Source organism: Bradyrhizobium sp. CCBAU 45384 (genome assembly GCF_028128665.1).
GTDB lineage: Bacteria > Pseudomonadota > Alphaproteobacteria > Rhizobiales > Xanthobacteraceae > Bradyrhizobium > Bradyrhizobium manausense.
Genome location: NZ_LBIZ01000102.1, coordinates 119662 through 146468, shown reverse-complemented (window position 1 = coordinate 146468; position 26807 = coordinate 119662). Strand labels below are relative to the sequence as shown.

The window sequence follows — 26807 nt, the reverse complement described above, 5'->3', positions numbered from 1 at the left end:
CGCATCCCTTGATGCGTCATGCTCGCGAGTCTCAGCCTCATCCTGCTCTGCCAATTGATCGGCGAAGCCGTGGTCCGCGGCCTCGGCCTGCCGCTGCCTGGGCCTGTGCTCGGCCTGCTCCTGCTTCTGATCCTGCTGCTCGCCCGCGACCGGTTTGCACTGCTCGCGCGTGGGCCATTGCGGAACGACGACGTGGAGACCGCGAGCAAGGGGCTGCTGGCGCACCTGTCGCTGCTGTTCGTGCCCGCCGCCGTCGGCGTCGTGCAAAAGCTCGATCTGCTCGCCTCTCATGGCGTTGCCATCATTCTGATCCTTGCAGCCTCGGTGGTCGTGACTTTGCTGGTGACCGTCCTGACCTTCCGCCTGGTCAGCCGTCTGTTGCGACAGCAGGACGTCCCATGAAGGACAATCCGTTCTCGCTCTGGGTCTATCTGTCGCAATCACCGCTGCTCTGGCTGACGGTGACGCTGCTGGTCTATGCCACCACGGATGCCGTGTCGCTGGCGACGCGGCGCCATCCATTCGCCAATCCCGTGCTGCATGCAATGTGGATCATCGGAGCGTTCCTGCTCGTAACGGGCACCTCCTACACCACCTATTTCGCCGGCGCGCAGTTCGTGCACTTCCTGCTCGGGCCCGCCACCGTCGCGCTCGCCGTGCCCCTCTACGAGAACCGCAGGCGCGTGGTCTCATCCATCGTGCCGATGCTGGTGGCGCTGGTGGCGGGCTCGGTCACGGCCGTGGTGTCTGTCGTGCTGCTGGCGGAGCTCGCTGGCCTGCCGCGCGATGTGGTGCTGTCGCTGGCGCCGAAATCGGTCACGGCGGGCGTTGCCATGGGCATCGCGGAATCCCTGCATGCGGACCCATCACTGACGGCGGTTGCGGTGATCCTCACGGGGATCATGGGTGCCATTATCGTCACGCCGCTGATGAATCGTACCGGTGTGACCGATTTTCGCGCCCGCGGCTTTGCCGCCGGACTTGCCGCGCACGGCATCGGGACGGCCCGCGCGTTCCAGGTCGACGAGATCGCCGGAGTGTTCTCCGGTATCGCCATGAGCCTGAACGCTCTGGTGACCTCGTTCCTGGTCCCTTTGGTGGTGACTCTGCTGCTGCGATGACATCGCCTCCGCGACACTCTATATAGTCTGTAACAACTCCCGGTCCTGACGCGTATTTGCTGCAATGGGACCGAAACGGGACAAGATATGGCTGGATATCGGAATAGGGGACTTATGCCGACGCGCCGAACGGCGCTGACGCTGATGGGCGCGGGCGCCCTTGCGGCTGGCGGGATGACCTTGGCACGCGCGGCCACCGGTGATGAGGAGGTGCTGACCGAAGCCAAGGTGCTGCGCGATCCCGATGTTCCCGTTGCCGGCAATCCCGATGGCAACATCAGCATCATCGAATGGTCCGACTACAATTGCCCCTATTGCCGCAAGCTCGAGCCGGAGCTGCGCCAGGTCGTCCAGGACGACGGCAAGGTCAGGCTGGTTTTGAAGGACTGGCCGATCCTCGGGTCGGTCTCGGTGACGGCCGCCCGTATCGCACTCGCCGCGAAATACCAGGACAAGTATCACAAGGCCCATGACGCCATGATGGGCGTCAGCTCGCGCCTGACCGAATCGCGCATCAACGAGCTGCTCGCCTCGGTCGGCGTCGACATGGATCGTCTCAAGGGGGACCTCACCGCGCACGCCAAGGACATCGACGCGATCCTCAAGCGCAACAACGAGCAGGCCGAAGCTTTCGGCTTCAACGGCACGCCGTCCTTCATCGTCGGCAAGTATCGCGTCCCCGGCGTGCTCAGCATGAACGAATTCGAGCAGGTCATCGCCGACGCCCGCAAAGCCAAGATGAACTGAATATCGCCGTGCTGGTCGCAGCCAAGACAAAGGCGCCGCCGCGGATCCGCGACGGCGCCTTGTTCATATCAGGTTGATAGAATTACTTCGACGAGATCTTGACCCAGTCCTTGTGCGCGCGATCGCGCAGCAGGTCCCAATCGGCCTTCGCAACGTCCCAGTTCACGATGGTGCGATTGGTGATCGCGACCTCGCCATTGGCGACTGACGACGTATGCATGGAATCATAGACATAGACGCTGCAAGCAAGCAGCAGCGCGCCCAGGATCATTCCGAAAAAAGTCTGCATGGAGAACCCTCCGGTGTGTCGGGCGGATAACGTCGGCCCGGAGTGAATGGTTCCGCGAGAGTAGGGCGCGGGTAAGGACGCCTCGTTCACGCCCCGTTCAGCCATTGCAGCAGCTCCGTGTTGATCTCCCGCGGATAGGTGTGACTGAGATCATCGATCTCACGGTAGGTGACCTTGGCGCCCACGGCCGCGAGGGCCGCTTGCGTTTGCCGCGCGGTCTGCACCGGAAACATCCAGTCGAGCTTTCCGTGAGTGATAAAGACAGGCAGGCCCTGAAGCCGCGTAGCGTCGGCCATCTCCGCCATCAGCGGATGGAAAGTCGCCGACACCGGCGCGAGATGGGTGAAGGGCGAGGCGCCATCAAGCCCGCTGACATAGCAGAAGGTGCCGCCGTCGCTCATGCCTGACAGCAACATGCGTGAGGCGTCGATGGTCCAGCGGCCGCGTACGGTCTCGAGAATGCGCATCAGGTTGGGCGTGTCGGTGTCATCGCCCATCAGCGCCCAGGTCTGCCCCGTCGCCGTCGGCGCCACCAGGATGGCGCCCAAGCTGCGCGCATCGCGCAGCCAGCTCCACAGGAAGCCGCGACCATTGCCGCTGCCGCCATGCAGCGCCATCACCAGGGGCCAGGCGCGATCCGGCGTGTAATATTCGGGCACATAGACCGAGAAGCCGCCACGGCTGCCGGGCTCGTTGTGATCATGCAAGATGCCGGTGCGCTCGCTCGCGCCGACCTCCAGCCGCGATAGCAGTTCCTCATTCTCGCGCTTGGCGGTGTTGAGGAAGAAATTGCTCACTGGCGGGAATTGCACCGACAGCGGATAAAGCGCCTCTTGCGCGCGCGGCAGATGGCGGAGCGCGCGGAAGACGGAGACGAGATCGCCATTGCCGCGCTCGACGTCACGGATGCCGGCAAAGGCTGATAGTGTCTCGTTGCAGGCCAGATCGAGCCGCTCGCGAAGCCCTGCAAACTGCTCCGGCCATTCTCCGATCGCAGCGTGCGCGCCCTGCAGCGCATCGTCGGGCGCGCCGATGGCGTTCATGACCGAGCCGAAGGCCGGCGGATGCAAATGCCGGGCGAAGTAGCCGAGCGCTTCCAGCGCGTTGAGCAGCGGCGGCAGCACGGCCACGATGTCGTCGACGACGGCCTCGGTCATTGCTGCTTCCCTTGGCTGGATTAGTGCAGCTTCGGCGCCTTCAGAAGCTTGAAGCGATCAGTCGACGTCACCGTGACGTCGAAGGTGACGCCCTCATGATGCGCGCTGCCTTGATGATGCACGGTGAGAGGCACGTCGACGCCGGCAGGGCCGAGCGCCCACATCTTCTTGTAGAAGCTCGTCTGGCTCGTGACCTTCTCGCCATCCACGGCCAGGATCACGTCGCCGGTCTTGAGCTCGGCGCGAGCAGCCGGACCATTGGCGGAGATCCCGATCACCACGACGCGGTTGTCGATCTCGGTCGAATAGAGCCCGAGCCATGGCCGCGCTGGCTTGTTGACGCGGCCAAACTTGCGCAGGTCGTCGAGGATCGGTTTCAACAGGTCGATCGGCACGACCATGTTGACGTGCTCGGCCTTGCCCTCGCGCTCACGATCGAGCTGGAGCGAGCCGATGCCGATCAATTCGCCGCGTTCGTTGATCAATCCCGTGCCGCCCCAATTCGGATGGGCGGGATAGGTGAACAAGGCCTCGTCGAGCAGATACTCCCAATATCCGGCGAATTCCTGCTTGGCGACGATCTGGCTCGCGACCGAGCGCGTCCGCCCTCCGGCGCCGCCGACCACGACGCGGTCGCCGAGCCTGGCGTCCGCCGAGGAGCCGAGCGGCAGCGGCTCGATGTCGAGCCGTCCGAGCGCCTGCACCAGGCCGAAGCCGGTGACGGCGTCGAAGCCGAGCACATGTCCCTCCACCACGTGTCCGTCGCCGCGATGAAGCCAGACGGATTCCGCCTCGGTGATGAGATAGCCGATCGTGAGCACCAGCCCGTCGTCGATCACGACGCCATTGCCAGCGCGCTCGGTGCCGAGCGTTTCCGCGCTGAAGGCGTCTGGCGGGATGATGGCGTGGAGGCCGACGACGGAAGCGAGCGCACGGTCAAGATCGAAGCCGTAGTCGCTCGCACGCGGCTGATTGGCCGGCGGCACTCTCCATTCGGTCAGAACGGTCATGGAGTTCTCCTGGCTGAGAGCATTGCTCCGCCGAGGCTGCGGAACAACGCGCGAAGCAAGCATAATTTAGGCCGGAGGAGGCCATCTTGAAAGACTTGACCGCAACTATTCCGGATGTCGTGACGCGATTTCGGAGGATGACAGAAATTGTTCGCCCAAATTCGCTCGGTGGTTGCCTCTTCCGGCACCGGTCGCATGGCTGCCGTCCCGCGAGACGCTAGGCGGGGTGCAATGAAGCTGCTAACCATTGCCGCTTCGTTGGCCAAGAGATCACGGACAGAACCATGGACAATCGCAGCGACATCTGGCGTGGCATCGACACGATCAAGGGGCGCTTCATCGACCTCAGCGACAAGGTCTGGGGCATGCCCGAGGTCTGCTACACCGAAGCGCGCTCCTGCGCCGAGCATCTCGCTGAGCTGCGCCACCAGGGTTTCCGCATCACCGAGAAGGTGGCGGGCATTCCGACGGCGGTGATGGGGGAATGGGGCGAGGGCGGCCCGGTCATCGCCTTCATGGGTGAATACGATGCGCTGCCGGGCCTCAGCCAGGAGGCGGGCGTTGCCGAACACCGTCCGGTCGAAACCGGCGGTCACGGCCATGGTTGCGGTCACAATCTGCTCGGCTCCGCCGCGCTGCTCGCCGCGACCGCGGTCAAGGACTGGCTCGCCGAGAATAAGGTGCCAGGCCGCGTGCGCTATTACGGTTGCCCGGCGGAAGAAGGCGGCGCGGCCAAAGCGTTCATGGTGCGCTCGGGCGCGTTCGAGGACGCCGATATCGCCATAACGTGGCATCCGCATAGTTTCTGGGAAGTCGCGGTGACGCCGTCGCTCGCCAACACCCGCGCCGACTTCATCTTCACCGGCCGCACCTCGCATGCGGCGGCTTCGCCCCATCTCGGCCGTTCCGCGCTCGACGCGGTCGAGCTGATGAATGTCGGCGTGAACTACATGCGCGAGCACATGCCGAGCGATGCGCGCGTGCATTACGCGCTGCTGGACACCGGCGGCATTGCGCCCAACGTGGTGCAGGCTCACGCCCGCGTGCGCTATTCCATTCGCGCCCGGGACCTTCCCGGTATGAACGAGCTGGTCGGGCGCGTCAGCAAGATCGCAGAGGGCGCGGCCTTGATGACCGAGACCAAGGTCGAGATGAAGATCATCTCTGCGGTCTCCAACATCCTGCCGAACACGCCGCTGGAACAGGCGCTGCATCGGGTCATGGAGGAGCTCGGACCGCCGCATTTCGACGACACCGACAAGGGCTTTGCCAGCCAGATCCGCGCGACGCTGACCGACAAGGACATCGCGTCGGTCTATTACGCGATCGGCATGGAGCCGACCGATCGGCCGCTGGCCGACTTCCTGGTGCCGCTGGATGCCAAGCGCAACCCGCTGGTCGGCTCGACCGACGTGGGCGACGTCAGTTGGGTGGTGCCGACCGTGCAGGTTCACGCACCAACGGTTGCAATCGGCACGCCGTTCCACACCTGGCAGGTGGTGGCGCAGGGCAAGAGCCCCCACGCGCACAAGGCCATGGTCCAGGCGGCCAAGGCCATGGCCGGCCTCGGCATCAAGGCGTTGACCGAACCGGAACTGATCAAGGCTGCGAAGGTCGATCTGACGAAGCGGACGGCCAAGACGCCTTATGTCTGCCCGCTGCCGGACCATGTCGCGCCGCCGCTCAATATGTCCGTCGCGTAGAATTCAATCTCGATACTTCGTCTGATCTCGCGAACAAATTTTTCGCAGTGCAACGAGGTTTCCAGCGGATTTTGACGCTGGAATGCCGAACCGTTGGGCTGCGGAATGAAGTTTTGCCCAACCGACAGCCAGAACATCGTTTGCACACACACGGCTGCAGTTGACGTGCGGCCTATTCGGTGTGCCATCTACCGCCAGCCAAAACCAGGCGGCCGTTCCGCGGCCGCCCGCAAGCATATGGGAACCAGACGGGGGATAACCATGCTGGACAAAGAACTGCGTTCGATGATCGGTGACGTGAAGGACGGGCGGATGGATCGCCGCGCCTTCATTCAGCGCCTGGCCGCCGTCGGTCTCACTGCCCCCATGGCGAACCAGATCCTCGCCATCGGCGGCGTTGCCATGGCCCAGAGCCCGTCGCCCTATCCGCCGACCAAGCGCGGCGGCGGTGGCCCGCTCAAGCTGCTGTGGTGGCAGGGACCGACCCTGCTCAATCCGCACTTCGCCACCGGCACCAAGGATCAGGACGGCTCGCGTCTGTTCTATGAGCCGCTCGCCAGCTGGGACGTCGACGGCCACCTCAATCCGATCCTCGCCGCCGAGATCCCGTCGATCAAGAATGGCGGCCTTACCGCTGACGGCAAGTCGGTGACCTGGAAGATCAAGCCCGGTGTCAAATGGCACGACGGCAAACCCCTGACGGCCGACGATCTCGTCTTTACCTGGGCCTATGCCAGCGATCCCGCCACGGCGGCCGTCTCCATCAGTACCTATGCCGACATGACGGTCGAAAAGGTCGATGACCTCACCATCCGGCTTGTGTTCAACAAGCCGACGCCGTTCTGGGCCAATGCGTTCGTCGGCGCCTATGGATGCATCATCCCGAAACATCTATTTGCGGACTACAAGGGTTCGAAGTCCCGCGAAGCGCCGACCAACCTGGCCCCGGTCGGCACCGGCCCCTACAAATTCGTCGAGTTCAAGCCGGGCGACCTGATCCGCGGTGAGCTCAATCCCGAGTATCACATGCCCAACCGTCCGCATTTCGACACCATCGAGATGAAGGGGGGCGGCGATGCCGTCTCCGCGGCGCGAGCGGTGATCCAGACCGGCGAATTCGATTTCGCCTGGAACATGCAGGTTGAGGACGAAGTGCTGCTGCGTCTCGAGAAGGGTGGCAAGGGCAAGACCACCTATGCCGTGGGCGGCGACATCGAGTTCATTGCAATCAACTTCACCGATCCGAACACCGAGGTCGATGGGGAACGGTCCTCGATAAAGACCAAGCATCCGATCCTGTCGGACCTCGCGGTGCGTCAGGCGCTCGCTTTGCTCGTCGACCGCGAATCCGTGAAAAAGGCGATCTACGGCCGCGCCGGTCGCACCACCTCGAACTACCTCAATGGTCCCGAGGACTTCGTGTCCAAGAACACCAAATGGGAGTTCAGCGTCGAGAAGGCGATCGCGCTGCTCGAGAAGGCCGGATGGAAGGCCGGTGCCGACGGCATCCGCGAGAAGGACGGCAAGAAGCTGAAGTTCGTCTACCAGACCTCGATCAACGGTCCGCGTCAGAAGACACAGGCGATCGTCAAGCAGGCCTGCCAGAAGGCGGGCATCGACGTCGAGCTGAAATCGGTCGTCGCCTCGGTGTTCTTCTCCTCCGACGTCGCCAATCCCGACACCTATTCGAAGTTCTACACCGACATCGAGGAGTTCCAGATCCCGATGACGCAGCCCGATCCTGCCCTGCACATGAAGCGCTACATCTCGAGTCAGGTCGCCAGCAAAGACAACAAATGGCAGGGGCAGAACTTCCCGCGCTGGGTCAACAAGGACTACGACGCCGCGATCGAGGCGGCGGAGACCGAGATCGACCCGGTCAAGCGCGCAGCGCTCTACATCAAGTGCAACGACATGCTGTGGCAGGACATCGTGTTCATCCCGGTGATGCACCGCCTGACAGTGGATGCTTGCGCCACCGCGCTGCAGCCGGTCGTCTCGGGCTGGGCCAACCGGACCGATAACATCCAGGACTGGTATCGGGGGGCATGATCGCGCGGACATAGACGGGATTCTTCCCCATGAGCCAGTATGTCCTGCGTCGCCTTCTGATCGCCATTCCGAGCCTGCTCGGCATTTCGGCGGTGCTGTTCTTCGTGCTGGCGCTCGCGCCCGGCGATCCCTTTTCGGAGTTGGCGACCAATCCGAACGTGCCACCCGAAGTGCAGGCTGCACTTCGGGCCAGGTTCGGCCTCGACGATCCGATCTATCTGCGCTACCTGCACTGGCTTTTTGCCATGGCGCACGGCGATTGGGGCTTCTCCTTCGTCAGCAGGATGGACGTCGATAGGCTCATCCTCCAGCGCCTGCCGGCCACGCTCTACGTGATCGGCTCGGCGCAGGTCCTGGCACTCCTGATCGCCATCCCCGTCGGGGTCTACGCCGCCACCAAGCCCTATTCGCTGTTCGACCAGATCGCGAACACGCTCGCCTTCATCGGCTTCTCGCTGCCGACCTTCTTCACCGGTCTCCTGTTCATCCTGATCTTCTCGGTCACGCTGGACTGGCTGCCCTTTGTCTACACCACCGACATCAAGGCCACCGGCATCCACTATGTGCTGGAGATGATCCGTCAGGCGATCATGCCCGTGGCGGTGCTCGGCCTGTTCCAGGCGGCGTCGATGACGCGCTTCGTCCGTTCGGCGATGCTCGATGTCATCAGGCTCGACTATGTCACCACCGCGCGCGCCAAGGGGCTCGGCCAAGCCAAGGTCATCGTCAAGCACGTGATGCGCAACGCCATGATCCCGGTGGTCACGCTGATCGCGTTGCAGATGCCTGCAGTGTTCGGCGGCGCCCTCGTCACCGAGCAGATCTTCCGTATTCCCGGCATCGGATCGCTGCTGATCTCCTCCATCCTTTCCAACGACACGCCGGTGGTGATGGCCGTCACCTTCGTTTTCGCGTGGCTCGTGGTACTGTTCAATCTCATCGCGGACGTCCTGTATGGCTGGCTTGACCCTCGCATCTCCCTCCGCTGAGCGGGGCGTCTATTCGCCCTGGCGCGAGACGTGGCGGCGCTATAGCCGCCACAAGCTCGCCGTGGTCAGCGCCTTCCTGCTTCTCGTTCTGATCCTGGCGGTCGTCGTCGGTCCCTTCATCTGGCGCGTCAAGATCAACGACATCGACATCGTCGCCGGCCTGCAGGGGCCATCGCTCACCCATCCTTTCGGCACCGACGATCTCGGCCAGGATATCCTGGCGCGCATGATCTATGGCGGGCGCATCTCGCTTGCCGTCGGGCTCGCCGCGATGCTGGTCTCGGTCTTCATCGGGACCCTGATCGGCGCGCTCGCCGGCATGTCGCGCGGCGCGCTTGGTCACGGTCTGATGTGGCTTACCGACCTCTTTTTGTCGCTGCCGGCACTGCCGCTGCTCTTGATGCTCATCTATCTGTTCCGCGACGCGTTGAAAGCGATGTTCGGTCCCGAGGGCGGCATCTTCATCCTGATCGTGCTCGTGATCGGCGGCCTGCGCTGGATGCCGGTGGCGCGCCTCGTCCGTGCCCAATTCCTGTCGATCCGCGAGAAGGAGTTCGTCGAGGCCGCGCGTGCGCTCGGTGCCAGCCCGGTGCGGCAGGTGGTGAAGCACATCCTTCCCAACGCGCTCGGCCCGGTGATCATCGCCGGCACCATCGATGTTGCCGCCGCCATCATTGCGGAATCGACGCTGTCCTTTCTCGGTCTCGGCTTCCCGCCTGATACGCCGACCTGGGGCCGGCTGCTGTTCGACGCCAAGGACTTCCTCGATATCGGCCCGCACTGGGCCCTGTTCCCGGGCGGTGCGATCTTTATCGCGGTCGTCGCCATCAACTTCATCGGCGACGGTCTGCGCGACGCGCTCGATGCGCGACGGGTGATCTGATGGCGCCGCTGCTCGAGATCAAAGGCCTCAAGACCGACTTCTCCACCGACGATGGCATCCTCCAGGCCGTCGACGGCGTCGACATTACCATCAACAAGGGCGAGACGCTCTGCGTCGTCGGCGAATCCGGCTGCGGCAAGACCGTGACCGCAATGTCGATCCTGAAGCTGATCGCGATGCCGCCGGGCCGCATCGCGGCAGGGGAGATCATCTTCGAAGGCCGCGATCTGGTGCCGTTGACGAGCAGCCAGCTCGACGAAATCCGCGCCAAGGAGATCGGCTTCATCTTCCAGGAGCCGATGACCTCGCTCAATCCGGTGCTCACCGTCGGCGAGCAGATCGCCGAGAGCCTGCGCCGGCACGAGAACGTCACCAGGAAGCAGGCGCTCGAGCGCACCATCGAGATGCTGAAGCTGGTGCAGATCCCGAACGCCGAAGGCCGTGTGCACAACTATCCGCACCAGTTCTCCGGCGGCATGCGCCAGCGCGTGATGATCGCGATGGCGCTGGCCTGCAAGCCCAAGCTGATCATCGCCGACGAGCCGACCACTGCGCTCGACGTCACCATCCAGGCGCAGATCCTCGACCTGCTCCAGGACATGAAGGAGCGCTTTGGCATGGCGGTGATGCTGATCACCCATGCCATGGGCGTCGTCGCCGAAACGGCGCAGCGCGTTGTCGTGATGTATGCCGGCAAGGTGGTGGAGGAGGCCGGCGTCGACGCTCTTTTCGCCGATCCGCGCCATCCCTACACGCAAGGCCTGATCCGCTCGATCCCGCGCATCGATCTCGACAGCGAGCACAAGACCCGGCTTGAGGCGATCGGCGGCTCGGTGCCGATCCTGATCAATCCGCCGGTCGGCTGCCGCTTCGCGCCGCGCTGCAAGTTCGCCATGAACGTCTGCACCGCGAAGGAGCCGTTGCTGCGCGAGATCGCGCCCGGCCACCGCATGGCCTGTCATCTTGGCGACCCGCAATTGGGAGGCGCGGCATGAGCGAGCCCTTGCTCCGCGTCAGCGGCCTAAAGAAATATTTCCCGGTGCTCGGCGGCCTGCTGTCGCGCCAAGTCGGCACGGTCTATGCGGTCGACGGCGTGTCGTTCTCCGTCAATCGCGGCGAGACGCTTGGTCTGGTCGGCGAGTCCGGTTGCGGCAAGTCGACCACGGGACGTTGCGTGTTGCGCCTGATCGAGCCGACCGATGGCGAAGTGACCTTCGACGGTCAGAACGTGCGCAACCTCGGCGGCAACGATCTGCGGGCGATGCGGCGGAACATGCAGCTCGTGTTCCAGGATCCGTTCGCCTCGCTCAATCCGCGCATGACGGTCGGCTCGATCCTCGGCGAAGCCTTCACCATCCACAATCTCGCAGCCAACGCCAGGGAGCGTGAGGAACGCGTCGCGGGCTTGCTGGTCAAGGTCGGCCTCAAGGCCGAGCACATGCGACGTTATCCGCATGAATTCTCCGGCGGCCAGCGCCAGCGCATCGTGATCGCACGCGCCCTTGCGGTCGAGCCGAAGCTGATCGTCTGCGACGAGCCGGTGTCCGCGCTCGACGTCTCGATCCAGGCGCAGGTCATCAACCTGCTGGAAGATCTCCAGGCCGAGCTGAACCTCACCTATCTGTTCGTGGCGCACGACCTGTCGGTGGTCGAGCACATCTCCGACCGCGTCGCGGTGATGTATCTCGGCCGCATCGTCGAGTTGGCGAAGGCGAGCGATCTCTATCGCAATCCGCAGCATCCCTACACCAAGGCACTGCTCTCCGCGGTGCCGGTGCCGGATCCCAAGCTCAAGCGCAACCGCATCCGCCTCAAGGGCGACGTGCCGAGCCCGATGAAGCCGCCGTCAGGCTGTCACTTCCACACCCGCTGCCCGATCGCCCAGCCCCGCTGCGCGGAAAGCGCGCCGGAGCTGAAGGAAGGCGCGGGCGGACATTACGTGGCGTGTCACCTGGCTTAAAGTTGCGCGGTTGGCATGCTCGGCGGCTACGGTGCGCTGACGAGCGAGCTTTATCGACGCAAGCCCGCCTCACCCTTCCAGCGTAAAGCCGACGCGCAGCGTCACCTGGTAGTGGCGCACCGCACCGTTCTCGATGTGGCCACGGGTCTGCACCACCTCGAACCATTTCATCTCGCGGATGGTCTTGGACGCGCGGCTGACAGCATTTTTGATGGCGTCGTCGATCGAGGTCTCGGACGATCCGACCAGTTCCAGGATCTTGTAGACATGATCCTTCTCGGCGGTGGGCATGGTGAGCCTCCCTGGTTGCGCGGCAGCCTTCGTCTCCGCATGGGCTCCCGATTGAACGGGTACCGGCCGTTCCGGTTCCGCCGCGCGGCGGCGTGACGCTGGCTCTGTCGCGAACGTAATGGCGCTATTCCGCAGCCTGGGCGGCTCGCGGTAGGACGGATGCGGACTGCATTCCGCGCCAGAGCAGCCGCAGCAGCACGGCCAGCAAGGCCATCATCGCGAAGCCGCCGAGGGCCGGCGCAAACCTGTCGGTCAGTCCGGCGAGATAGGCCTGTTCCTCGCCGAACTGCGCCGCCAGCCGCGCCGATTGAAGCATACCGTAGGCGCCGGCAAGCAGGATCAGCCCGTAGACGATGCCGCGTTCGCGCGCGCTCGCCAGCAGCGCCAGATCGGGAAGCAGCAAGGCGAGGCCGATGCCGATCATGGGCAGATCATAATCATAGGCGTAGGGGCTGATCATCACCGAGACCATGGCGGTGATGCCGAGGGCGAATCGAGGCGACATCTTGCGCGCCGCGCCAAGCCAAACGGCAAGCACCACCGCGCAGAGCGCAAGGCTCGCGACCGCTGCCTGCGCCCAGAAGGCAAGAGTTGGCGGAACGCCCGCACGGGAAAGCGCCGCGTAGGTCGAGATCATTCGCAGCAGCGGGTAAATGCCCTGATCGAGAAAGCGCGCCGATTCCCCGATCGCGCCAAGCCATGCGGTCCAGATCTGCCAGCCGAACACCAGTGTGCAGACCATGGAGCTTGCCAGCACGACCATGGCGGCGGTCGCGAGCGCCACCCAGCGGGGTGTCGCCAGCATGTAGACGCCGACGGCGATGGCGAGATGCGGCTTGACCACCATCGCACCCAGCGCGAGGCCGGCGACAAGCTGGCGCCGCTCCACGTTGAGGCAGGCCAGGCCAACCAGGGCGCCGGTGAGAAAGCCGTTCTGTCCGCCGCCGATCGTGATCGCAAGCGCGGGAAACAGTGCGACCAGGACATGGGCGAAATTCGCGCCCGCAATGGCGCGAAGCATCAGCAGGTAGGCCACGAGCGTTGCGACGATGAATACGAGATAGGCGATGCCAATCGGCAGCAGCGCCAGCGGTGCGACGAGCAGGTCGAACTGCGGCGGGTAGGTCCAGGGCATGAAGCCGGTGGCTCCATGCGCAGCCTCGGCCTGGAGCTGCATCAGCGTTTCGAACCGGTACACCAGATCGACCTGGCCGCGCCACACCTGTTGCGCGGCGATGTAAAAGGCGTCGAAATCCGAGAGCTCGCGGATCTGGAAGACGCCCCAGCGCCCAAACCTCAACGTCTTGAACAGCACCATCACGGCCAGTGCCGCCAGCACGAAGCGGACATAGGCGATCCGTTTCGATGGCGAAAATTGAACCGCTTCCAGCGCCTCGGCAAACATGAGCGACGACCCGACCCTGACCCGATCAGCGGCGTGCAGGCCCGCAGATCCCCGGCCAAACTGCCATCGGAGGCTTAAGGGACGGTAACGAATAGGGAAGGATTTTGGCTGATAGCGCCTGACCGGCGGAATGGAGACGCGACCGGTTTTGCGCCGAGGTGAGGCGATTTTCGGCCGGGTCCTGGTGAGAGATCGCGATATCCTTTCGAAATCGCCCGTGGGCCTCGGATGGCCGCGCTTGCCGGTTCGGTGACGGGCGAGCTAACGTCCGCGAAGTTCCTGAGATATTCGATGGGCGGCGATGATCGACCGTGGGACGAAAGGCGCTCTGGTTGCGATCGGCTTGCTGGCCTTGCCGGCATTGAGTGTCGCGCAGGACGAGCTTCAAGACGCACCGCACGGCCTGTCGCTGCAAGTCACCACCGATCCTTCCACGATCGAGTGCCGCAGGCTGGAGACGGTCAATCCCGCTTCGCTGATCTTCCTGCCGCTGCGTCGAACCTTCAACGACGATTTCGACGAGCATCCGCTTTCGCACGGACGTTGGGCCCCGCATTACGCGGGCGGGGCGGCGTGGCCGGAGGCGCGCTATTGGGGCGGCGACGGCTCCGACTTCAAGCGCAAGACCAGCGCCAACGGCGAGCAGCAGATCTATGTCGATCCGCGCTACGCCGGACGTGCGGGGGTGCCGCTCGGGCTCGATCCGTTCAAGGTCAACAATGGCGTGCTGTCGATCGTCGCGAGCCGTACGCCACCGGAATTGAAGCCGGTGCTCTTCGACAACGAGTACATCTCGGGAATCCTGACCTCTCAGGGCACGTTCGCGCAGAAGCACGGCTATTTCGAGATCCGTGCCAAGCTCCCGGTCGGCCATGCGGTGTGGCCGGCATTCTGGATGCTGGCGGATGACGGCGGCTGGCCACCTGAGGTCGACGTCCTGGAAGGCCGTGGCGAGCGGCCCGGCGATCTCGTCATGACCACGCATTGGCGGATTCCGTCGACCCAGAAGATCCAGTCCTGCGGCTTCGATTTTGCGGTCGACGATGCTTCGCGCGCATTCCACAATTACGGTGTGCTGTGGGAGGAGGATCGCCTGGTCTATTTCATCGACCGTAGGCCGGTCTCCGACATCAAGGTGCCGATCGGCTTCGACGATCCCATGTACATGATCGTCAATCTCGCGATCGGATCGAAATTCTTCGTTGGCGTCGGTCCCGTCGATGCGGAAACGCCACCCACCGTCGCGTTCGAGATCGACCGGATTTCTGCCTATCAGATCGACCAGCAACAGGCGCAGAGGTGACGATGTCGGTTTCCATCTCGCGCCGCTCGCTCGGGAAGCTTGCCGGCCTTGCCGCCCTCGGCCTGACGACGCGCGCTGGTGCTGCCGAGGTCGGGATGGCTGCGCCGTTCCCGAAGGATTTTCTCTGGGGCACGGCGACATCCGCCTATCAGATCGAAGGCGCCGTCGATGAGGACGGCCGCGGCAAGTCGATCTGGGATACCTTCAGCCACACGCCCGGCAAGATCGAGGATAGCTCCACAGGCGACCGCGCCAACGATCACTATCACCGCTATAAGGACGACGTCCGGCTCATCAAAGAACTCGGCGTCAAGGCCTACCGCTTCTCGATCGCATGGCCGCGGGTGTTTCCGGAAGGGACGGGGCAACCCAATCCCAAGGGACTCGATTTCTACAATCGCCTCGTCGATGAGCTGCTCGCGAGCGGCATTGAGCCTTATGCCACGCTCTATCACTGGGACCTGCCGCAGGCGCTCCAGGATCGCGTCGGCGGATGGTCGTCGAGCGATACGTCAAAGGCCTTTGCCGATTACGCCGCTTTAGTCGCCGCGCGCCTGACCGATCGCGTCAGAAGCATTTTTACCGTTAACGAGGTCGGGCGCTTCGTGAATTTCGGCTATGGCTGGGGCATCGACGCGCCCGGCCTCAAGCTGCCGGCCGCGCAGCTGAACCAGGCGCGCCATCACGTCGCGCTGGCGCATGGGCTTGCCGTACAGGCGATCCGCGCCTCCGGGCGCGCCGGTACCCGTGTCGGCGCAGCCGAGAACATCGCCGCCTGCGTCCCGGCGATCGCGACGCCGGAAAACATCCGCGCCGCCGAGATCGCAACGCGCGAGCTCAACGCTGGATTCCTCGGCGTGGTGCTGGAGGGCAAATACACCGACGGCTTCCTTGCCTATTCCGGTGCGGACGCGCCGAAATTCACTGCGGAGGAGCTGAAGATCATCGGCGCGCCGAACGATTTCGTCGGGCTCAACATCTACGCCCCGCAATTCTACGTAACCGCCTCCGATCGCGCGCCGGGCTTCCACGTGCTGCCGTTCCCGACCTCGTTCCCCCACATGAACTCGGAATGGCTGCGGATCGGCCCCGAGGTGATCTACTGGGCGCCGCGCCTCGCCGCGAAGATATGGAACATCGAGAACATCTACATCAGCGAGAACGGCACCTCATCCGAGGACAGGATTTCCGCCGACGGCAAGGTCTACGACCTCGACCGCATCATGTTCCTGCGCAACTATCTGACCCAGATGCAGCGCGCCATCACCGAGGGCGCGCCGATCCGCGGCTATTTTCTCTGGAGCCTGATGGACAATTTCGAATGGATTTTTGGCTACGGCAAACGCTTCGGCCTCTACCGCGTCGACTTCGAGACGCAAGCGAGGACGCCCAAGCTGAGTGCGGCGTTCTATCACGACGTGGTGGCGCGGAATGCGATTGGAGTGTGACCGACGCCGCTACGGATCCAGCTCCGTATCCCAGTAGAGGTAGTCCAGCCAGCTGTCGTGCAGATAGTTTGGCGGGAACAGGCGACCGTTGCGGTGGAGCTGGTGCACCGTCGGCGCGAACGCGCTCTGGCGCGGAAACATTTTTGCCTGGGCCGGCGTCAAATTGCCCTTGCGCAGGTTACACGGCGAGCACGCTGCGACCACGTTCTCCCAAGTGGTCTGGCCGCCTTTGCTGCGCGGGATGATGTGATCGAAGGTAAGATCGTCGGGCGAGCCGCAATATTGGCAGGCGAAACGGTCGCGCAGGAAGACGTTGAACCGGGTGAAGGCGGGATGCGTGGTCGGCTTGACGAAGGATTTGAGCGAAACCACGCTCGGCAGCTGCATTTGCAGCGTGGGACTGTGAACCGCCTGGTCGTAATGCGCTACGATATTGACGCGGTCGAGGAACACCGCCTTGATCGCGTCCTGCCACGACCACAGAGACAGTGGGTAGTAACTCAGCGGCCGGAAGTCCGCGTTCAGGACCAGCACCGGCCAACTGCCTTGCGAGACATGTGCGTTCAAGTAACGCTCCCGGCCTCCAATATACGCTGCGAAGCAGCATGTACTGACATACTACATGCAGCGTGACGGGATTGTGAAGCCCGTTGAGCGACTTATTCAGGTGCAAGCAATACGGCGGCGGGGTGGCAAACGCCCAAAAATGCCGCGATTTGGGAGCTCGAAATGGGGCGGGGCGCCTATGGCCCGGACAAGGCGCCGCTCCAATCGCCTATGTGGACCTTGCCGGCTCAACTACTCCCGCACCCGCTCCAGCTTCTGCAAGCACCGCGTCGCGCGCACCACGGCCGGCAACTCCTCGTTGGGGAAGCTGGTCGTCCAATTGGTGACGCCGACTTCGCCGACATAGATGTCGCCCCGCGAATCCAGCGCGAGGCCGTGCGGCGCCAGGAACTTGCCGGCCGCAATGCCCGGACCCGTTTCGCCGCCGAGCCGAGCGAGGCGCTTGCCTTGCGCGTCGACGATGGAGAGCCGCGGCCCGAGATTGGGAACATTGCGGTTGATGTCGAGGCCGGGGCCGAGTTCGCCGATCACGAAGGTCGGATTTTCGGCGCCGCCACAACAGCACAGCGCGCAAGGCCTATGCAGATTGTTCCACTGGGTCTCGTATTTACCTTCGCCATTGAACACCTGCACGCGATGGTTCTCGCGATCTGCGACATAGACCCAGCCGTCGGCATCGGTGGCGATGTTGTGCACGATGTTGAACTGGCCCGGATCGGTGCCGGGCTCGCCCCAGCTTTTGATCAGCTTGCCGTCCGGCGTGAATTTATGCACGCGCGCATTGCCGTAGCCGTCGGAGACGTAGATCTCGCCTTTCGGCGACAGCGCGGTGTGGGTGCAGCGGTGAAAGGGCTCGCCGCTCATGAACGGCGCGGGCTTCCTGGGGATACCGATCGTCAGCAGCACCTTGCCGTCGGTGGTGCATTTGCGCACGGTATGGTCGCCGTCGTCGGTGCAATAGAGATTGTCGTCGCTATCGATATGCAGCCCATGCGCACGCGAAAACAGACCTTCGCCGAAACTGCGCAGGAAATTGCCCTCGCGGTCGAGCACCACCATCGGATGTTCGCCGCGGTTGAAGACGTAGACGCGGTCCTTGCTGTCGACCGCGACGGAGGCGACGTCGGTGAGCTGCCAGCCGTCGGGAAGCTTTGCGAAGTTTTCGACGACACGGTAGCGGTGTTCGCCCGTGCCGAGAATGGCTGGCATTGGTGGTCTCCCTTTATTCACTGTCGTGATGCGAGGCTGTGCCCGCCTCACGCGGCAAAATCCCTTCCTCGATCGCCTTGATCTGAAGCGCGAGGAATTTCGAGTTGATCCGGCACTGTGCGAGGCTGCCGCCGATGAACCACAGGCCGGGCTGGTTTGTGCGCGCGTACATGTTGCGCAGCTCATAGCCGTCGCCAAAGCCCCAGACCGGGCCGACGCGGTCGGCGATGGCCTCTCCGAACAGCTTTCGCACGAGGTATTCCTGCGGCTTGTAGCCGGTGGCGAGCACGATCAGGTCGGCGGCGATGCTCGTGCCGTCCTTCATTCGCGCGCCGTCAGCCGCGAAGCTTTCGATGTCCTCGAACTGCTTCAGCTTGATCTCGCCTTCGACGATCAGGTTGGAGCAGCCGACGTTGAAATAATAACCGCCGCCGCGGGTGAGATATTTGAACTGCCAGCCGGTGCCGGCCTCGCCGAAGTCGAGCTTGAAGCCGACGCGGCGGAGGCCGTCGAGCAGCTCCTTGTCGAGCTCTTTCGATTGCTCCGTCAGCATCATATGGGCCTTCTTCGCGAGCTGCGTCGGCATCGAGGCGGCGATCAGATCGTTGTCTTCCAGCGTGCCCTCATTGTAGGTCGCGTAGGCCAGCTGTGCCGACGGCTCGATATTGGTCACTAGCGTCGGCGAGCGTTGCACCAGCGTCACTTCGGCGCCGCTGGAGTAGAGATCCTGCGCGATGTCGTGACCGCTGTTGCCGGTGCCGATGACGATCGCGCGCTTGCCGTGCCAGTTCTCGCCATCCTCGTAGCGGCTCGAGTGCACGAGCGTGCCCTTGAAACGATTGAGCGTCGGAATGTCGGGGATGTTGGCGATGCCGCTGACACCGGTCGCCATGATGACATGGCGCGGATGCGTCGCGCGCTTGTTCCCGTCCGCACGGCGCAGCGTCACCGTCCATTGGTCCTTGGCCTTATCATAGGCGCCGCCTTCGAACTCGGTGCCGGTCCAGAAGTTCAGCTCCATGGCGTCGACATAGGCTTCGAACCAGTTCGCGAGCTTGTCCTTGGGGATGTAGGTCGGCCAGTTCGGCGGGAACGGCATGTAGGGCATGTGATTGACCTGCACCTGATTGTGCAGGGTCAGCGCATGATAGCGCTTGCGCCAGACGTCGCCGATCCGCGGCCATCGATCGACGATCAGCGTGTCGATCTGCAACTGCTTCAGCCGCGCTGCGATTGCGAGTCCCGCCTGGCCGCCGCCGACCACCAGCACGGTGGGGTCATGATCGGCATAGTCGCGCGAGGAATTGCGCAGGTCGAGCCAGTTCGGACCGCGGAAGTCGCGCGAATAGGCCTGCCCCCGCGGCCGTGACGTGCCGAGCTGCTCTTCGAACCCTTTGAGCTCTTCGAGCGCTGTCAGCAGTGTCCAGGCCTTCAGCCTGTCACGGTCCGCGGGGTCCGGCGCGAGCCGCACGATGCCGCTGCCACGGCCGAGCGCGGTTTCGAAATTGAAGATGGCCTCGATGGTGTTCGTGCCGGCGCGCGTGACCCAGCGCGGCGCCGCGCGGGTCGGCGCGATCTTGAAATTTGTCGGCACCGCCTTGGGCGCGAGCGCGACCAGCGCTTGCACGACGGTATCGCGGCCCGCAAACGTCTGCAGGTTCCAGCTCAGTGCCAGCACATCGCGCCAAAAGCTATCGGTGAGGAAGAGGCAGTCCAGCGCAGCGCCATCAGGCTTGATCAGCGAGCCCTCGAATTCATCGAGCCAGGCTTGCGCGGAGACGGCGATATCCTTCGTGCGATCCAGCATGCGCAACCTCCCTTGAGAGGAACGCTATACTGGATCTGGCCATGTCAAAAGCGCTTTACCCGAGCAGCGTGAGCATGTGGCCCTGCTCAGGCGGAATGCGCCCCTTCAGCGTATCGAGATAGACCTGCCGTACGGCGTCGGGGCCGCAGCTCTCGACCACGCTCAGGCACCGCTCCAGCATCGGGGCGAAGCCCGACCATGCCGCGCCGAAGCGCTGCTCGATGCCACCCGGGCCCCGTTCCTTGGCGCGTTTGCGGATCTGGTCGGGAGCGAAGAACCAGCGCGGCTTTGCGCCGGGCAGCACGCCCTCATCCGCGTCGGTGGCGCGATGCGTCAATCCGACGCGCACGGAGCATTTCATCTGCTCGCCAAAATGCCGGTGCAATCCGGCGCGGATCGCGCTGTTGCCGGCCATGTCGACGAAAGCGACCGGCGCATCCGCCGGCAGCGATTCGATGCGATCATAGGTGACGACGTCGTCGTAGCAGCCGAGCGAGGTGACGAAGCCGGTATTGCCTGACGATGTCAGCCCGATCACCTTCCGCCCGCGCGTATGCAGAAGATGGGCAAGCCCGAATGCGGTTTTGCTCGATGCGCTCGACAGCAGCACAGCACCTGCGCCGAAATCGTTGTTCTCGGCGAGGAAATCGTCGACCAGGAACGACAGCATGAACAGCGGTCGCAGCAGCGCCTGGTAGTCGCCCTGCCGTCCGTCATAAGCGGGATCGCCGCCCACGCGCGCATAAGCATTGTAGACCGGCGCCACGCCTTGCCGGTGCGCAGCGCCATCGCGCAGGCCGCGCTTGCTGACGTCGGTGGCCTCGATCACGAGATGCGTCGCCATTGGGAAATAGCCGAACAGGCGCTCGCCCACCGGCACGTTCGGATGGTTCGAGGCGATCACCTCGCCAAAGCCCCACACCGGAATGTTGCCGAAGCCGCTTGGCGCGGGGAACAGCTGCCAGTATTTCAGCTCGTCGCCGAGCACCGCATAGGTGATGTTGTTGGCGGTAAGGGCAAAACGGTCGACCTGCACCAGCAGCGCATCCTGCGGCAGCGCGTCCGCAGCCGGTAGCTCGGTCGCGATCGTCTTGCAATTTTCGAAATCGTCTCGCGCAACGATGAAGTCGGTGGCTATCATGATGTCGATCCCGGCTTGTGTCCTTGCCGGCATCTCAATCGTTCAGCCGCAGGCCATTTGCAACCGCAACATAGTTTGAAACGTTGTTCGTCTCGGCCTTTGCCCAATAGGGATCCCGCAGCTTGCGCTTGAAAATCTTCCCCGTCGCCTCGCGGGGCAGCGCGTCCAGGAACTGGACCTCCTTCGGCACCTTGAAGTTTGCCAGCCGCTCGCGCAGGAACGCCTGCACGGCGGCGGCGGAGAGCTGCGCCCCTGTCTCCGGCTCGATGCAGGCGCACAGCCGCTCGCCGTATTCGGCGTCGGGGATGCCGAACACGGCGCAATCGCGCACCCCTCGCATGGCGATCAGCACGTTCTCGATCTCGGCGGGATAGATGTTGACGCCGCCCGAGATCACCATGTCGCGCTTGCGGTCGCACAGGAAGAGATAGCCGTCCTGGTCGAGATAGCCGACGTCGCCGACGCTGACGAGGCCGTCGCGCCCGGCCTCGGCGCGTGCCTGCGCCTTGCCGTGATAGTCGAAGTCCGGTACCGCCGTCTGGCGCATGTAGATTTCGCCGACCTCGCCGGCGCCGCAGAGGCTGCCGTCCTCGCGGAAGATCTTGACGATGCCGCCTTCGATGGCGCGGCCGACCGTGCCCGGCTTCTTCAAGGCCTCCTCGGCCGAGTGCCACACCGGAATGCCGGTCTCGGTCGAGCCGAAATATTCGTTGATGACCGGTCCCCACCAGTCGATCATGGCGCGCTTGATTTCGGGTGGGCAGGGCGCAGCACCGTGCACGACGAAACGCAGCGACGAGAGGTCGTAGCGCCGCTTGATTGCATCGGGCAGCCGCAGCAGCCGGACGAACATGGTCGGCACCATGTGGATGTGGCTGACTCGGTGGCGCTCGATCAGCGCCAGCAGCTCCTCCGCGTCGAACCGCGCCTGCAGAACGATGGTGCAGAAGCTGCGGAACGCCAGCATGCCGTAGGAATGCGGCGCCGAGTGATACATCGGCCCGTTGATCAGCACGACCTGGTCCTCGCGCGGCTTGATGCCATAGGCGATCGCGCCGACGCGCTCGGATGCGGCGGCCTGCTCGGGCTGCATCGGCATGCGCCTTACGCCCTTCGGCATGCCCGTGGTCCCCGACGTGTAGATCATCGCTGCGGCACGCCGCGGCGGTTCCTGCAATTCCGAATGACCGTTGCGCCAGCTGTCCCAATCGGTCAGGCCGACGGGCACCTCAGCCAGTTGCGGAGGAATTGCGAAGGTCGACATGAGCTCGGGCGGGGTTGCCACGACGAGGAGGCGGACGTCCGCAGGCAGGCCGGAACGGATCTGCGGCAGCAGATCGGCATGGCAGACCAGGATCTTCGCGCCGCTGTCGATGAGGATGTAGCGGACTTCCTCGGCCTTGAGATGCCAGTTGATCGGGACCACGGGACTGCCGAGCGCGGCCGAGGCCGCGACCACCTCGAACAGCGCAAAATCGTTGCGCAGCATCATGGCGACCGGCGCGCCGTCGGCGAGGCCCAGGCTGCGAAGCCCGCTCGCGGCCCGCCTGATGCGGGTCTGAATCTCGTCATAGCCGATCCGGCGTTCACCGCTGATGATCATGGCGTGTCCTTGTTTCGCGCGAGCCTAGCGATCGTCCAGCACGTCGCCGAACCCGACCCAGCTCTTGCCGTTGAAGCGGCGGAGCTGAAGCTGCTGGAACGGCAAATAATCATCAGGGCCGGTCGTGACGAACATGCCTGGCAGCAGCAGCGGCAACTTCACCTCCTTCAGCAAGGCAGCCTGGCGCATGATGTTGTCGCGGCTGACGTCGTCCTTGCACGCTCGGAGCACCGTCATCAGCAGCGTCGCGTAGTGGTAGCCGGCCGCGTGGTTGGAGTTGGAGAGGTCCGCATTCGGCATGTACTGCTTCATGAAGGCGAAATATTCCTTCACGCCGGGATCGTCGACCCATTGCGGGTCCATCGTGTCCTTCTGGTTGCTCGACGAGATCAGCCCGACCGCGTTGTCCAGCCCAGCCGGCTCGAGGAACGAGATCGAGGAGGCCGAGGTCGGCACGAAGAACAGGTCCGGCTTCCAGCCGATCTCGGCCACACCCTTGATCGCCTGCGAGGTGAACTTTCCGAGCACGACGCCGAACAGCACGTTGGCGCCCGAGGCTTTCAACGTCGAGAGCTGCGAGCTGATCGTCGGTGCGCTGGTCTCGTAGCTCGCTTCCGCGATGATCATGCTGGCGGCTTTGGCGCCGAGCGCACGCTTGAAGCCTGCGACATAGTCACGGCCGAAATCGTCGTTCTGCGAGAGGATGGCGATCTTCGCGTCGGGTTTGGACTGCAGGACGTATTTGGCATAGACGGCGCCCTCGGATTCATAGGCCGCCATGCCCGGCATCGTCCACGGGTTCTTCTGCGGATCGGCCCATTTGGTCGCGCCCGAGAGCACGAACAGCTGGGGCACCTTCTTGGCGTTGAGGTAGCGCTGCACGGCGCTATTGGTGGCGGTGCCGAGCGAGCCGAACATCATCAGCACCTCGTCCTGCTCCACCAGCTTGCGGGTCTGCTCGACCGTCTTCGGCGGCGAGTAGGCATCGTCCAGCGAGATGAACTTGACCTTGCGGCCGTTGATGCCGCCTTCCGCGTTGACCTTCTCGAAGAACGCCTCCTGGGTCCGTCCGATCGCGCCGAAGCCGGAGGCTGGTCCGCTATAGGGCAGGGTCTGCCCGATGCGGATCTCGTCGCTGCCTTCGGCGTGGGCGGTTTCAGCCGCGAGCGCCAGCATCGATAGGCCGATCAGTGCGGCTGCCAGCTTCATGATGTCCTCCCGTTCTTCTTTTCTTGTCAGTCTGAACCGTCAGGCGCTGGCGCGCATCAGGAAATCCTGTCGGGCCTGCTCGAACTCGCCCTTCATCCGCTCGACGAGCTCGGCGACCGGAGGCGCGTCGGTGATCTGGCCGATGCCCTGGCCGGATCCCCAGATATCGCGCCATGCCTTGGATTTCATGTTGCCGCCGGAGCCGAAATTCATCTTCGTCTTGTCGGCGACCGGGAGATTGTCCGGGTCCAACCCGGCGGCCGCAATCGACGGTCCGAGATAATTGCCGTGCACGCCGGTGAACAGGTTGGTGTAGACGATATCGTGCGCGGCGTGCTGCGTCAGCGCCGACTTGTAGGCTTCATCGGCGTTGGCTTCCCGCGTCGCGATGAAGCGCGTGCCCATATAAGCAAGGTCGGCGCCCAGCGTCAGCGCCGAGGCGATGCCATAGCCGTCGCTGATCGCGCCCGACAGCAGGATGGCGCCGCCAAACCATTGCTTGACCTCGCGCACCAGCGCGAAGGGCGACAGCGTGCCGGCGTGTCCGCCCGCACCCGCGCAGACCAGGATCAGGCCGTCGACGCCCTGTTCGGCGGCCTTGCGCGCATGCTTGACGTTGATGACGTCGTGGAACACCAGCCCGCCATAGGAATGTGCGGCCTCGACGATCTCCGCCGGCGGCCGCAGCGAGGTGATGATGATGGGCGCCTTGTGCTTCACACAGGTCTCCATGTCCTTCATCAGCCGATCGTTGGAGGCGTGGCAGATCTGGTTGACGGCGTAGGGCGCGACCTTTTTGCCGGGATTGCGCGAGCTGTATTCGCCGAGCTCGTCCTCGATGCGGCTCAGCCATTCGTCGAGCTTTTCGGCCGGACGGGCGTTGAGCGCGGGAAACGAGCCGACCACGCCGGCCTTGCACTGGGCGATCACCAGCTCCGGGCCGGAGACGATGAAAAGCGGCGAGCCGACGACGGGGAGCTCCAGCTTGTTCCTGAGCAGAGCGGGCAGTGCCATCCGATCCTCCTGACGACGCGTCGTCGGCCTGCCGGCCGAAGCTTGAGCGCTTCCCTGTCGATTGTCGCGCCGGCGCGGCTTTCCGCCGGCCGGCGCTTTGACCCCACTATAGGATTGGACGGCCGGCGGCGGATCGTTCAATATTGAACACACGTATATTCAGATTTGTACGGAGCGCGGCGGTGGATTGGGATCTCTGCAAGACCTTCGTCGCGGTCGCCGATACCGGCAGCTTCACCGCCGCGGCCAAGCGCCTGCACGCCAGCCATCCGACCGTCAGCCGCAAGATCGCGGCGCTGGAGGCGCAGCTCGGCACAAAGCTGCTGGCGCGTGCCGCGGATGGTTTTGTGCTCACCGCCGACGGCCGCACTCTGCGCGAGCATGCCGAGGCGATGGCCGCCGCGGCGCTGCGGGCCGAGGCGGCGGTTGGCGCCGGCGGGCGCAAGGCGCGCGGCACGGTCAAGCTGTCGATCGGCGCGACGCTGGCCTCGCACTGGCTGATGCCGCGGCTGCGTTCCTTTCTCGGCGCGCATGATCACGTCCGGCTCGAGATCATCACCCATCCGTTTCCGGCCAGCGTGCGCCGACGGGAGGCCGACGTCGTGCTGCGGCCGGTCGACAGCGGCGAGGAGAATCTGGTCGGCAGGAAGGTCGGCCGTCTCGGCACCGGCTTCTACGCCTCGCGCGACTATGCTGCCGGCCGGTCTCTGCCGGAACGGAGCGGCGAGTGGAAGGGGCACAGCGTCATCGGCTTTGCCGATCAGGATTCGAACGCGCAGCTGGCGCGCTGGAGCGATGCGATCACGCGCCAGGGCACCGTGGTGATGCGCTGCTCTTCGCAGGGCGACATGCTGGCGGCGGTACGCGCGGGGATCGGGATCTCCGCGCTGTCCTGCTTCGTTGCGGAAAGCTATCCGGACCTCGTGCGCGTCGCGCCGCAAAAACTCGTCAGCGTCGCCGACCTCTGGCTGCTCGCCCATCCCGATCTGGTCGAGCTGTCCGCGGTGCGCGCCGTGGTGGATTATGTCGCGGAATGTGCCCGGGCCGACCGCGAACGGTTGCGGGGCTAGTTCGATCCCGCAAGCACACCCTCGCGCTTCTTCACCGCGCGGTAGTAGCTCCACCACAGATGCGCGGCCGCGCCACGCAGAGGACGCCAGGGTTCGGCGAGCGGCGCCATCTGCTTTTCCGTCGGTCGGGCCTTCAGGCCGAGACCCATCCTGATGCCCTCCTGCACGGCGAGGTCGCCGGCCGGCCAGGCATCGCCATGGCCAAGGCAAAACAGGAGATAGAGGTCGGCCGTCCACGGCCCGATGCCCGGCAGCGAGACCAGCGTGTGATGCGCGGCGTCGGCGTCTTCCTCTGCGAGCACGTCGAGGTTCAGCCGCTCGGCGATGATCTCGCGCGCCAGATGTTTCAGCGTCTTGATCTTGGCCGCTGACAGTCCGAGCCGCCCGAGCCGGTCGGTGCGGGCGCGGCGCACCGCCTCATGATCGAACGGATCGAAGGCCGCAGATAACCGTCCCCAGATCGCCGCCGCGCTCGCGGTCGACAGTTGCTGCCCGCAGACGATATGCGCCAGCCCCGCAAAGCCCGGCTCGCGCCGCCTGAGCGCCGGCATGCCCGCGATCTCGAGCACGGACTTGAGGCGCGGATCGCGCTTGACCAGCGTGTGAACAGCGTCTTCGAGATCGGATTGGGATTCGAGGTGGATGGTCATGGCAGTTTGGCAAACTCTCTCCGCAGTCATGGCCGGGCTTGACCCGGCCATCCACGTCTTTCTAACCGCAGGACATTGTTTAGCATGGGCCGCGGTCATCGTGTTCGTCCATGACGGTGACACGATCGGTCTGTGATACCGAACAACGTGGATGGCCGGGACAAGCCAGGCCATGACGA

At 64.2% G+C, this 26807-nt stretch carries 24 protein-coding genes and 1 pseudogene; 12 read left to right on the top strand and 13 right to left on the bottom strand.

What is annotated here, in order from left to right; all coding sequences use genetic code 11:
* The first annotated feature begins 18 nt into the window (after positions 1–18).
* From XH80_RS13905 to XH80_RS13895, 3 genes are all read left to right on the top strand, one after another.
* Complete coding sequence (locus tag XH80_RS13905; RefSeq protein WP_271599048.1) at positions 19–402, top strand: CidA/LrgA family protein; 384 nt, start codon at positions 19–21, stop codon at positions 400–402.
* Positions 399–1121 (top strand): LrgB family protein, encoded by a 723-nt coding sequence (locus XH80_RS13900; RefSeq protein ID WP_271599047.1) that lies wholly within the window; start codon positions 399–401, stop codon positions 1119–1121. The genes XH80_RS13905 and XH80_RS13900 overlap by 4 nt, the downstream gene beginning before the upstream one ends.
* Positions 1122–1208: 87 nt before the next feature.
* Positions 1209–1868 carry a DsbA family protein gene (locus XH80_RS13895; RefSeq protein WP_271599046.1) on the top strand — a complete coding sequence of 220 codons (660 nt, stop codon included), beginning with the start codon at positions 1209–1211 and terminating at the stop codon, positions 1866–1868.
* An 82-nt stretch (positions 1869–1950) separates the two neighbouring features.
* On the opposite strand, the gene XH80_RS13890 is transcribed toward XH80_RS13895, so the two are convergent.
* The 3 genes from XH80_RS13890 to XH80_RS13880 all read right to left on the bottom strand — a co-directional run bounded on the left by XH80_RS13890 (position 1951) and on the right by XH80_RS13880 (position 4324).
* A complete protein-coding gene (locus tag XH80_RS13890) occupies positions 1951–2157 on the bottom strand; it encodes a hypothetical protein (RefSeq protein WP_271599045.1) in 207 nt (68 codons plus the stop codon).
* A gap of 86 nt (positions 2158–2243) precedes the next feature.
* Positions 2244–3314: a phospholipase gene (locus XH80_RS13885; protein ID WP_271599044.1), complete on the bottom strand. Its 1071-nt coding sequence runs from the start codon at positions 3312–3314 to the stop codon at positions 2244–2246.
* 20 nt (positions 3315–3334) lie between these two features.
* Positions 3335–4324: a S1C family serine protease gene (locus XH80_RS13880; RefSeq protein ID WP_271599043.1), complete on the bottom strand. Its 990-nt coding sequence runs from the start codon at positions 4322–4324 to the stop codon at positions 3335–3337.
* A gap of 284 nt (positions 4325–4608) precedes the next feature.
* Here XH80_RS13880 and XH80_RS13875 point away from each other — a divergent pair, with 284 nt between their 5' ends.
* The 6 genes from XH80_RS13875 (at position 4609) to XH80_RS13850 (ending at position 11911) form a co-directional block, all read left to right on the top strand.
* On the top strand, positions 4609–6027 hold the full coding sequence (locus XH80_RS13875; RefSeq protein WP_271599042.1) for a M20 family metallopeptidase: 1419 nt from the start codon (positions 4609–4611) through the stop codon (positions 6025–6027).
* A gap of 261 nt (positions 6028–6288) precedes the next feature.
* Positions 6289–8079 (top strand): peptide ABC transporter substrate-binding protein, encoded by a 1791-nt coding sequence (locus XH80_RS13870; RefSeq protein WP_271599041.1) that lies wholly within the window; start codon positions 6289–6291, stop codon positions 8077–8079.
* A gap of 29 nt (positions 8080–8108) precedes the next feature.
* Positions 8109–9068 carry an ABC transporter permease gene (locus XH80_RS13865; protein ID WP_271599040.1) on the top strand — a complete coding sequence of 320 codons (960 nt, stop codon included), beginning with the start codon at positions 8109–8111 and terminating at the stop codon, positions 9066–9068.
* Positions 9034–9951: an ABC transporter permease gene (locus tag XH80_RS13860; protein ID WP_271599039.1), complete on the top strand. Its 918-nt coding sequence runs from the start codon at positions 9034–9036 to the stop codon at positions 9949–9951. Before XH80_RS13865 ends, XH80_RS13860 begins: the two co-directional genes overlap by 35 nt.
* Positions 9951–10946 carry an ABC transporter ATP-binding protein gene (locus XH80_RS13855; protein ID WP_271599038.1) on the top strand — a complete coding sequence of 332 codons (996 nt, stop codon included), beginning with the start codon at positions 9951–9953 and terminating at the stop codon, positions 10944–10946. The genes XH80_RS13860 and XH80_RS13855 overlap by 1 nt, the downstream gene beginning before the upstream one ends.
* Positions 10943–11911: an ABC transporter ATP-binding protein gene (locus XH80_RS13850; protein ID WP_220006086.1), complete on the top strand. Its 969-nt coding sequence runs from the start codon at positions 10943–10945 to the stop codon at positions 11909–11911. Before XH80_RS13855 ends, XH80_RS13850 begins: the two co-directional genes overlap by 4 nt.
* A gap of 69 nt (positions 11912–11980) precedes the next feature.
* Here XH80_RS13850 and XH80_RS13845 read toward each other — a convergent pair whose 3' ends face one another.
* Both XH80_RS13845 and XH80_RS13840 read right to left on the bottom strand, forming a co-directional pair.
* Positions 11981–12202 (bottom strand): dodecin, encoded by a 222-nt coding sequence (locus XH80_RS13845; RefSeq protein ID WP_057746461.1) that lies wholly within the window; start codon positions 12200–12202, stop codon positions 11981–11983.
* Between the two features lie 124 nt (positions 12203–12326).
* Entirely contained in the window at positions 12327–13607 is a 1281-nt protein-coding gene (locus XH80_RS13840) for a glycosyltransferase family 87 protein (protein WP_271599037.1), read from the bottom strand.
* 301 nt (positions 13608–13908) lie between these two features.
* Here XH80_RS13840 and XH80_RS13835 point away from each other — a divergent pair, with 301 nt between their 5' ends.
* Both XH80_RS13835 and XH80_RS13830 read left to right on the top strand, forming a co-directional pair.
* The gene (locus XH80_RS13835) at positions 13909–14910 is read left to right on the top strand and encodes a glycoside hydrolase family 16 protein (protein WP_271599036.1); all 1002 of its coding nucleotides are present in this window, start codon (positions 13909–13911) and stop codon (positions 14908–14910) included.
* A gap of 2 nt (positions 14911–14912) precedes the next feature.
* Complete coding sequence (locus tag XH80_RS13830; RefSeq protein ID WP_271599035.1) at positions 14913–16358, top strand: GH1 family beta-glucosidase; 1446 nt, start codon at positions 14913–14915, stop codon at positions 16356–16358.
* Positions 16359–16367: 9 nt separating this feature from the next.
* On the opposite strand, the gene XH80_RS13825 is transcribed toward XH80_RS13830, so the two are convergent.
* The 7 genes and pseudogenes from XH80_RS13825 to XH80_RS13795 all read right to left on the bottom strand — a co-directional run bounded on the left by XH80_RS13825 (position 16368) and on the right by XH80_RS13795 (position 24908).
* Complete coding sequence (locus tag XH80_RS13825; RefSeq protein ID WP_271599034.1) at positions 16368–16925, bottom strand: HNH endonuclease; 558 nt, start codon at positions 16923–16925, stop codon at positions 16368–16370.
* 231 nt (positions 16926–17156) lie between these two features.
* The gene (locus XH80_RS13820; protein ID WP_271599033.1) at positions 17157–18134 is read right to left on the bottom strand and encodes a peptidyl-alpha-hydroxyglycine alpha-amidating lyase family protein; all 978 of its coding nucleotides are present in this window, start codon (positions 18132–18134) and stop codon (positions 17157–17159) included.
* Positions 18135–18147: 13 nt separating this feature from the next.
* Positions 18148–19941, bottom strand: coding sequence for a flavin-containing monooxygenase (locus tag XH80_RS13815; RefSeq protein WP_271599032.1), 1794 nt, complete (start codon positions 19939–19941; stop codon positions 18148–18150).
* A 55-nt stretch (positions 19942–19996) separates the two neighbouring features.
* Entirely contained in the window at positions 19997–21082 is a 1086-nt protein-coding gene (locus XH80_RS13810; RefSeq protein ID WP_271599031.1) for a DUF2855 family protein, read from the bottom strand.
* Positions 21083–21116: 34 nt separating this feature from the next.
* Positions 21117–22694: pseudogene (locus XH80_RS13805) on the bottom strand (acyl-CoA synthetase); the annotation flags it as partial.
* Positions 22695–22709: 15 nt separating this feature from the next.
* Positions 22710–23894, bottom strand: coding sequence for an ABC transporter substrate-binding protein (locus XH80_RS13800; RefSeq protein WP_271599029.1), 1185 nt, complete (start codon positions 23892–23894; stop codon positions 22710–22712).
* 39 nt (positions 23895–23933) lie between these two features.
* Positions 23934–24908, bottom strand: coding sequence for an NAD(P)H-dependent flavin oxidoreductase (locus tag XH80_RS13795; RefSeq protein ID WP_271599028.1), 975 nt, complete (start codon positions 24906–24908; stop codon positions 23934–23936).
* Between the two features lie 182 nt (positions 24909–25090).
* Between XH80_RS13795 and XH80_RS13790 the strand changes: the two genes are divergently transcribed.
* Positions 25091–25978, top strand: a complete 888-nt coding sequence (locus XH80_RS13790; RefSeq protein ID WP_271599027.1) for a LysR family transcriptional regulator — start codon at positions 25091–25093, stop codon at positions 25976–25978.
* Here XH80_RS13790 and XH80_RS13785 read toward each other — a convergent pair.
* Complete coding sequence (locus XH80_RS13785; RefSeq protein ID WP_271599026.1) at positions 25975–26628, bottom strand: DNA-3-methyladenine glycosylase family protein; 654 nt, start codon at positions 26626–26628, stop codon at positions 25975–25977. The two genes, XH80_RS13790 and XH80_RS13785, sit on opposite strands and share 4 nt — an antisense overlap.
* Positions 26629–26807: the final 179 nt, after the last annotated feature.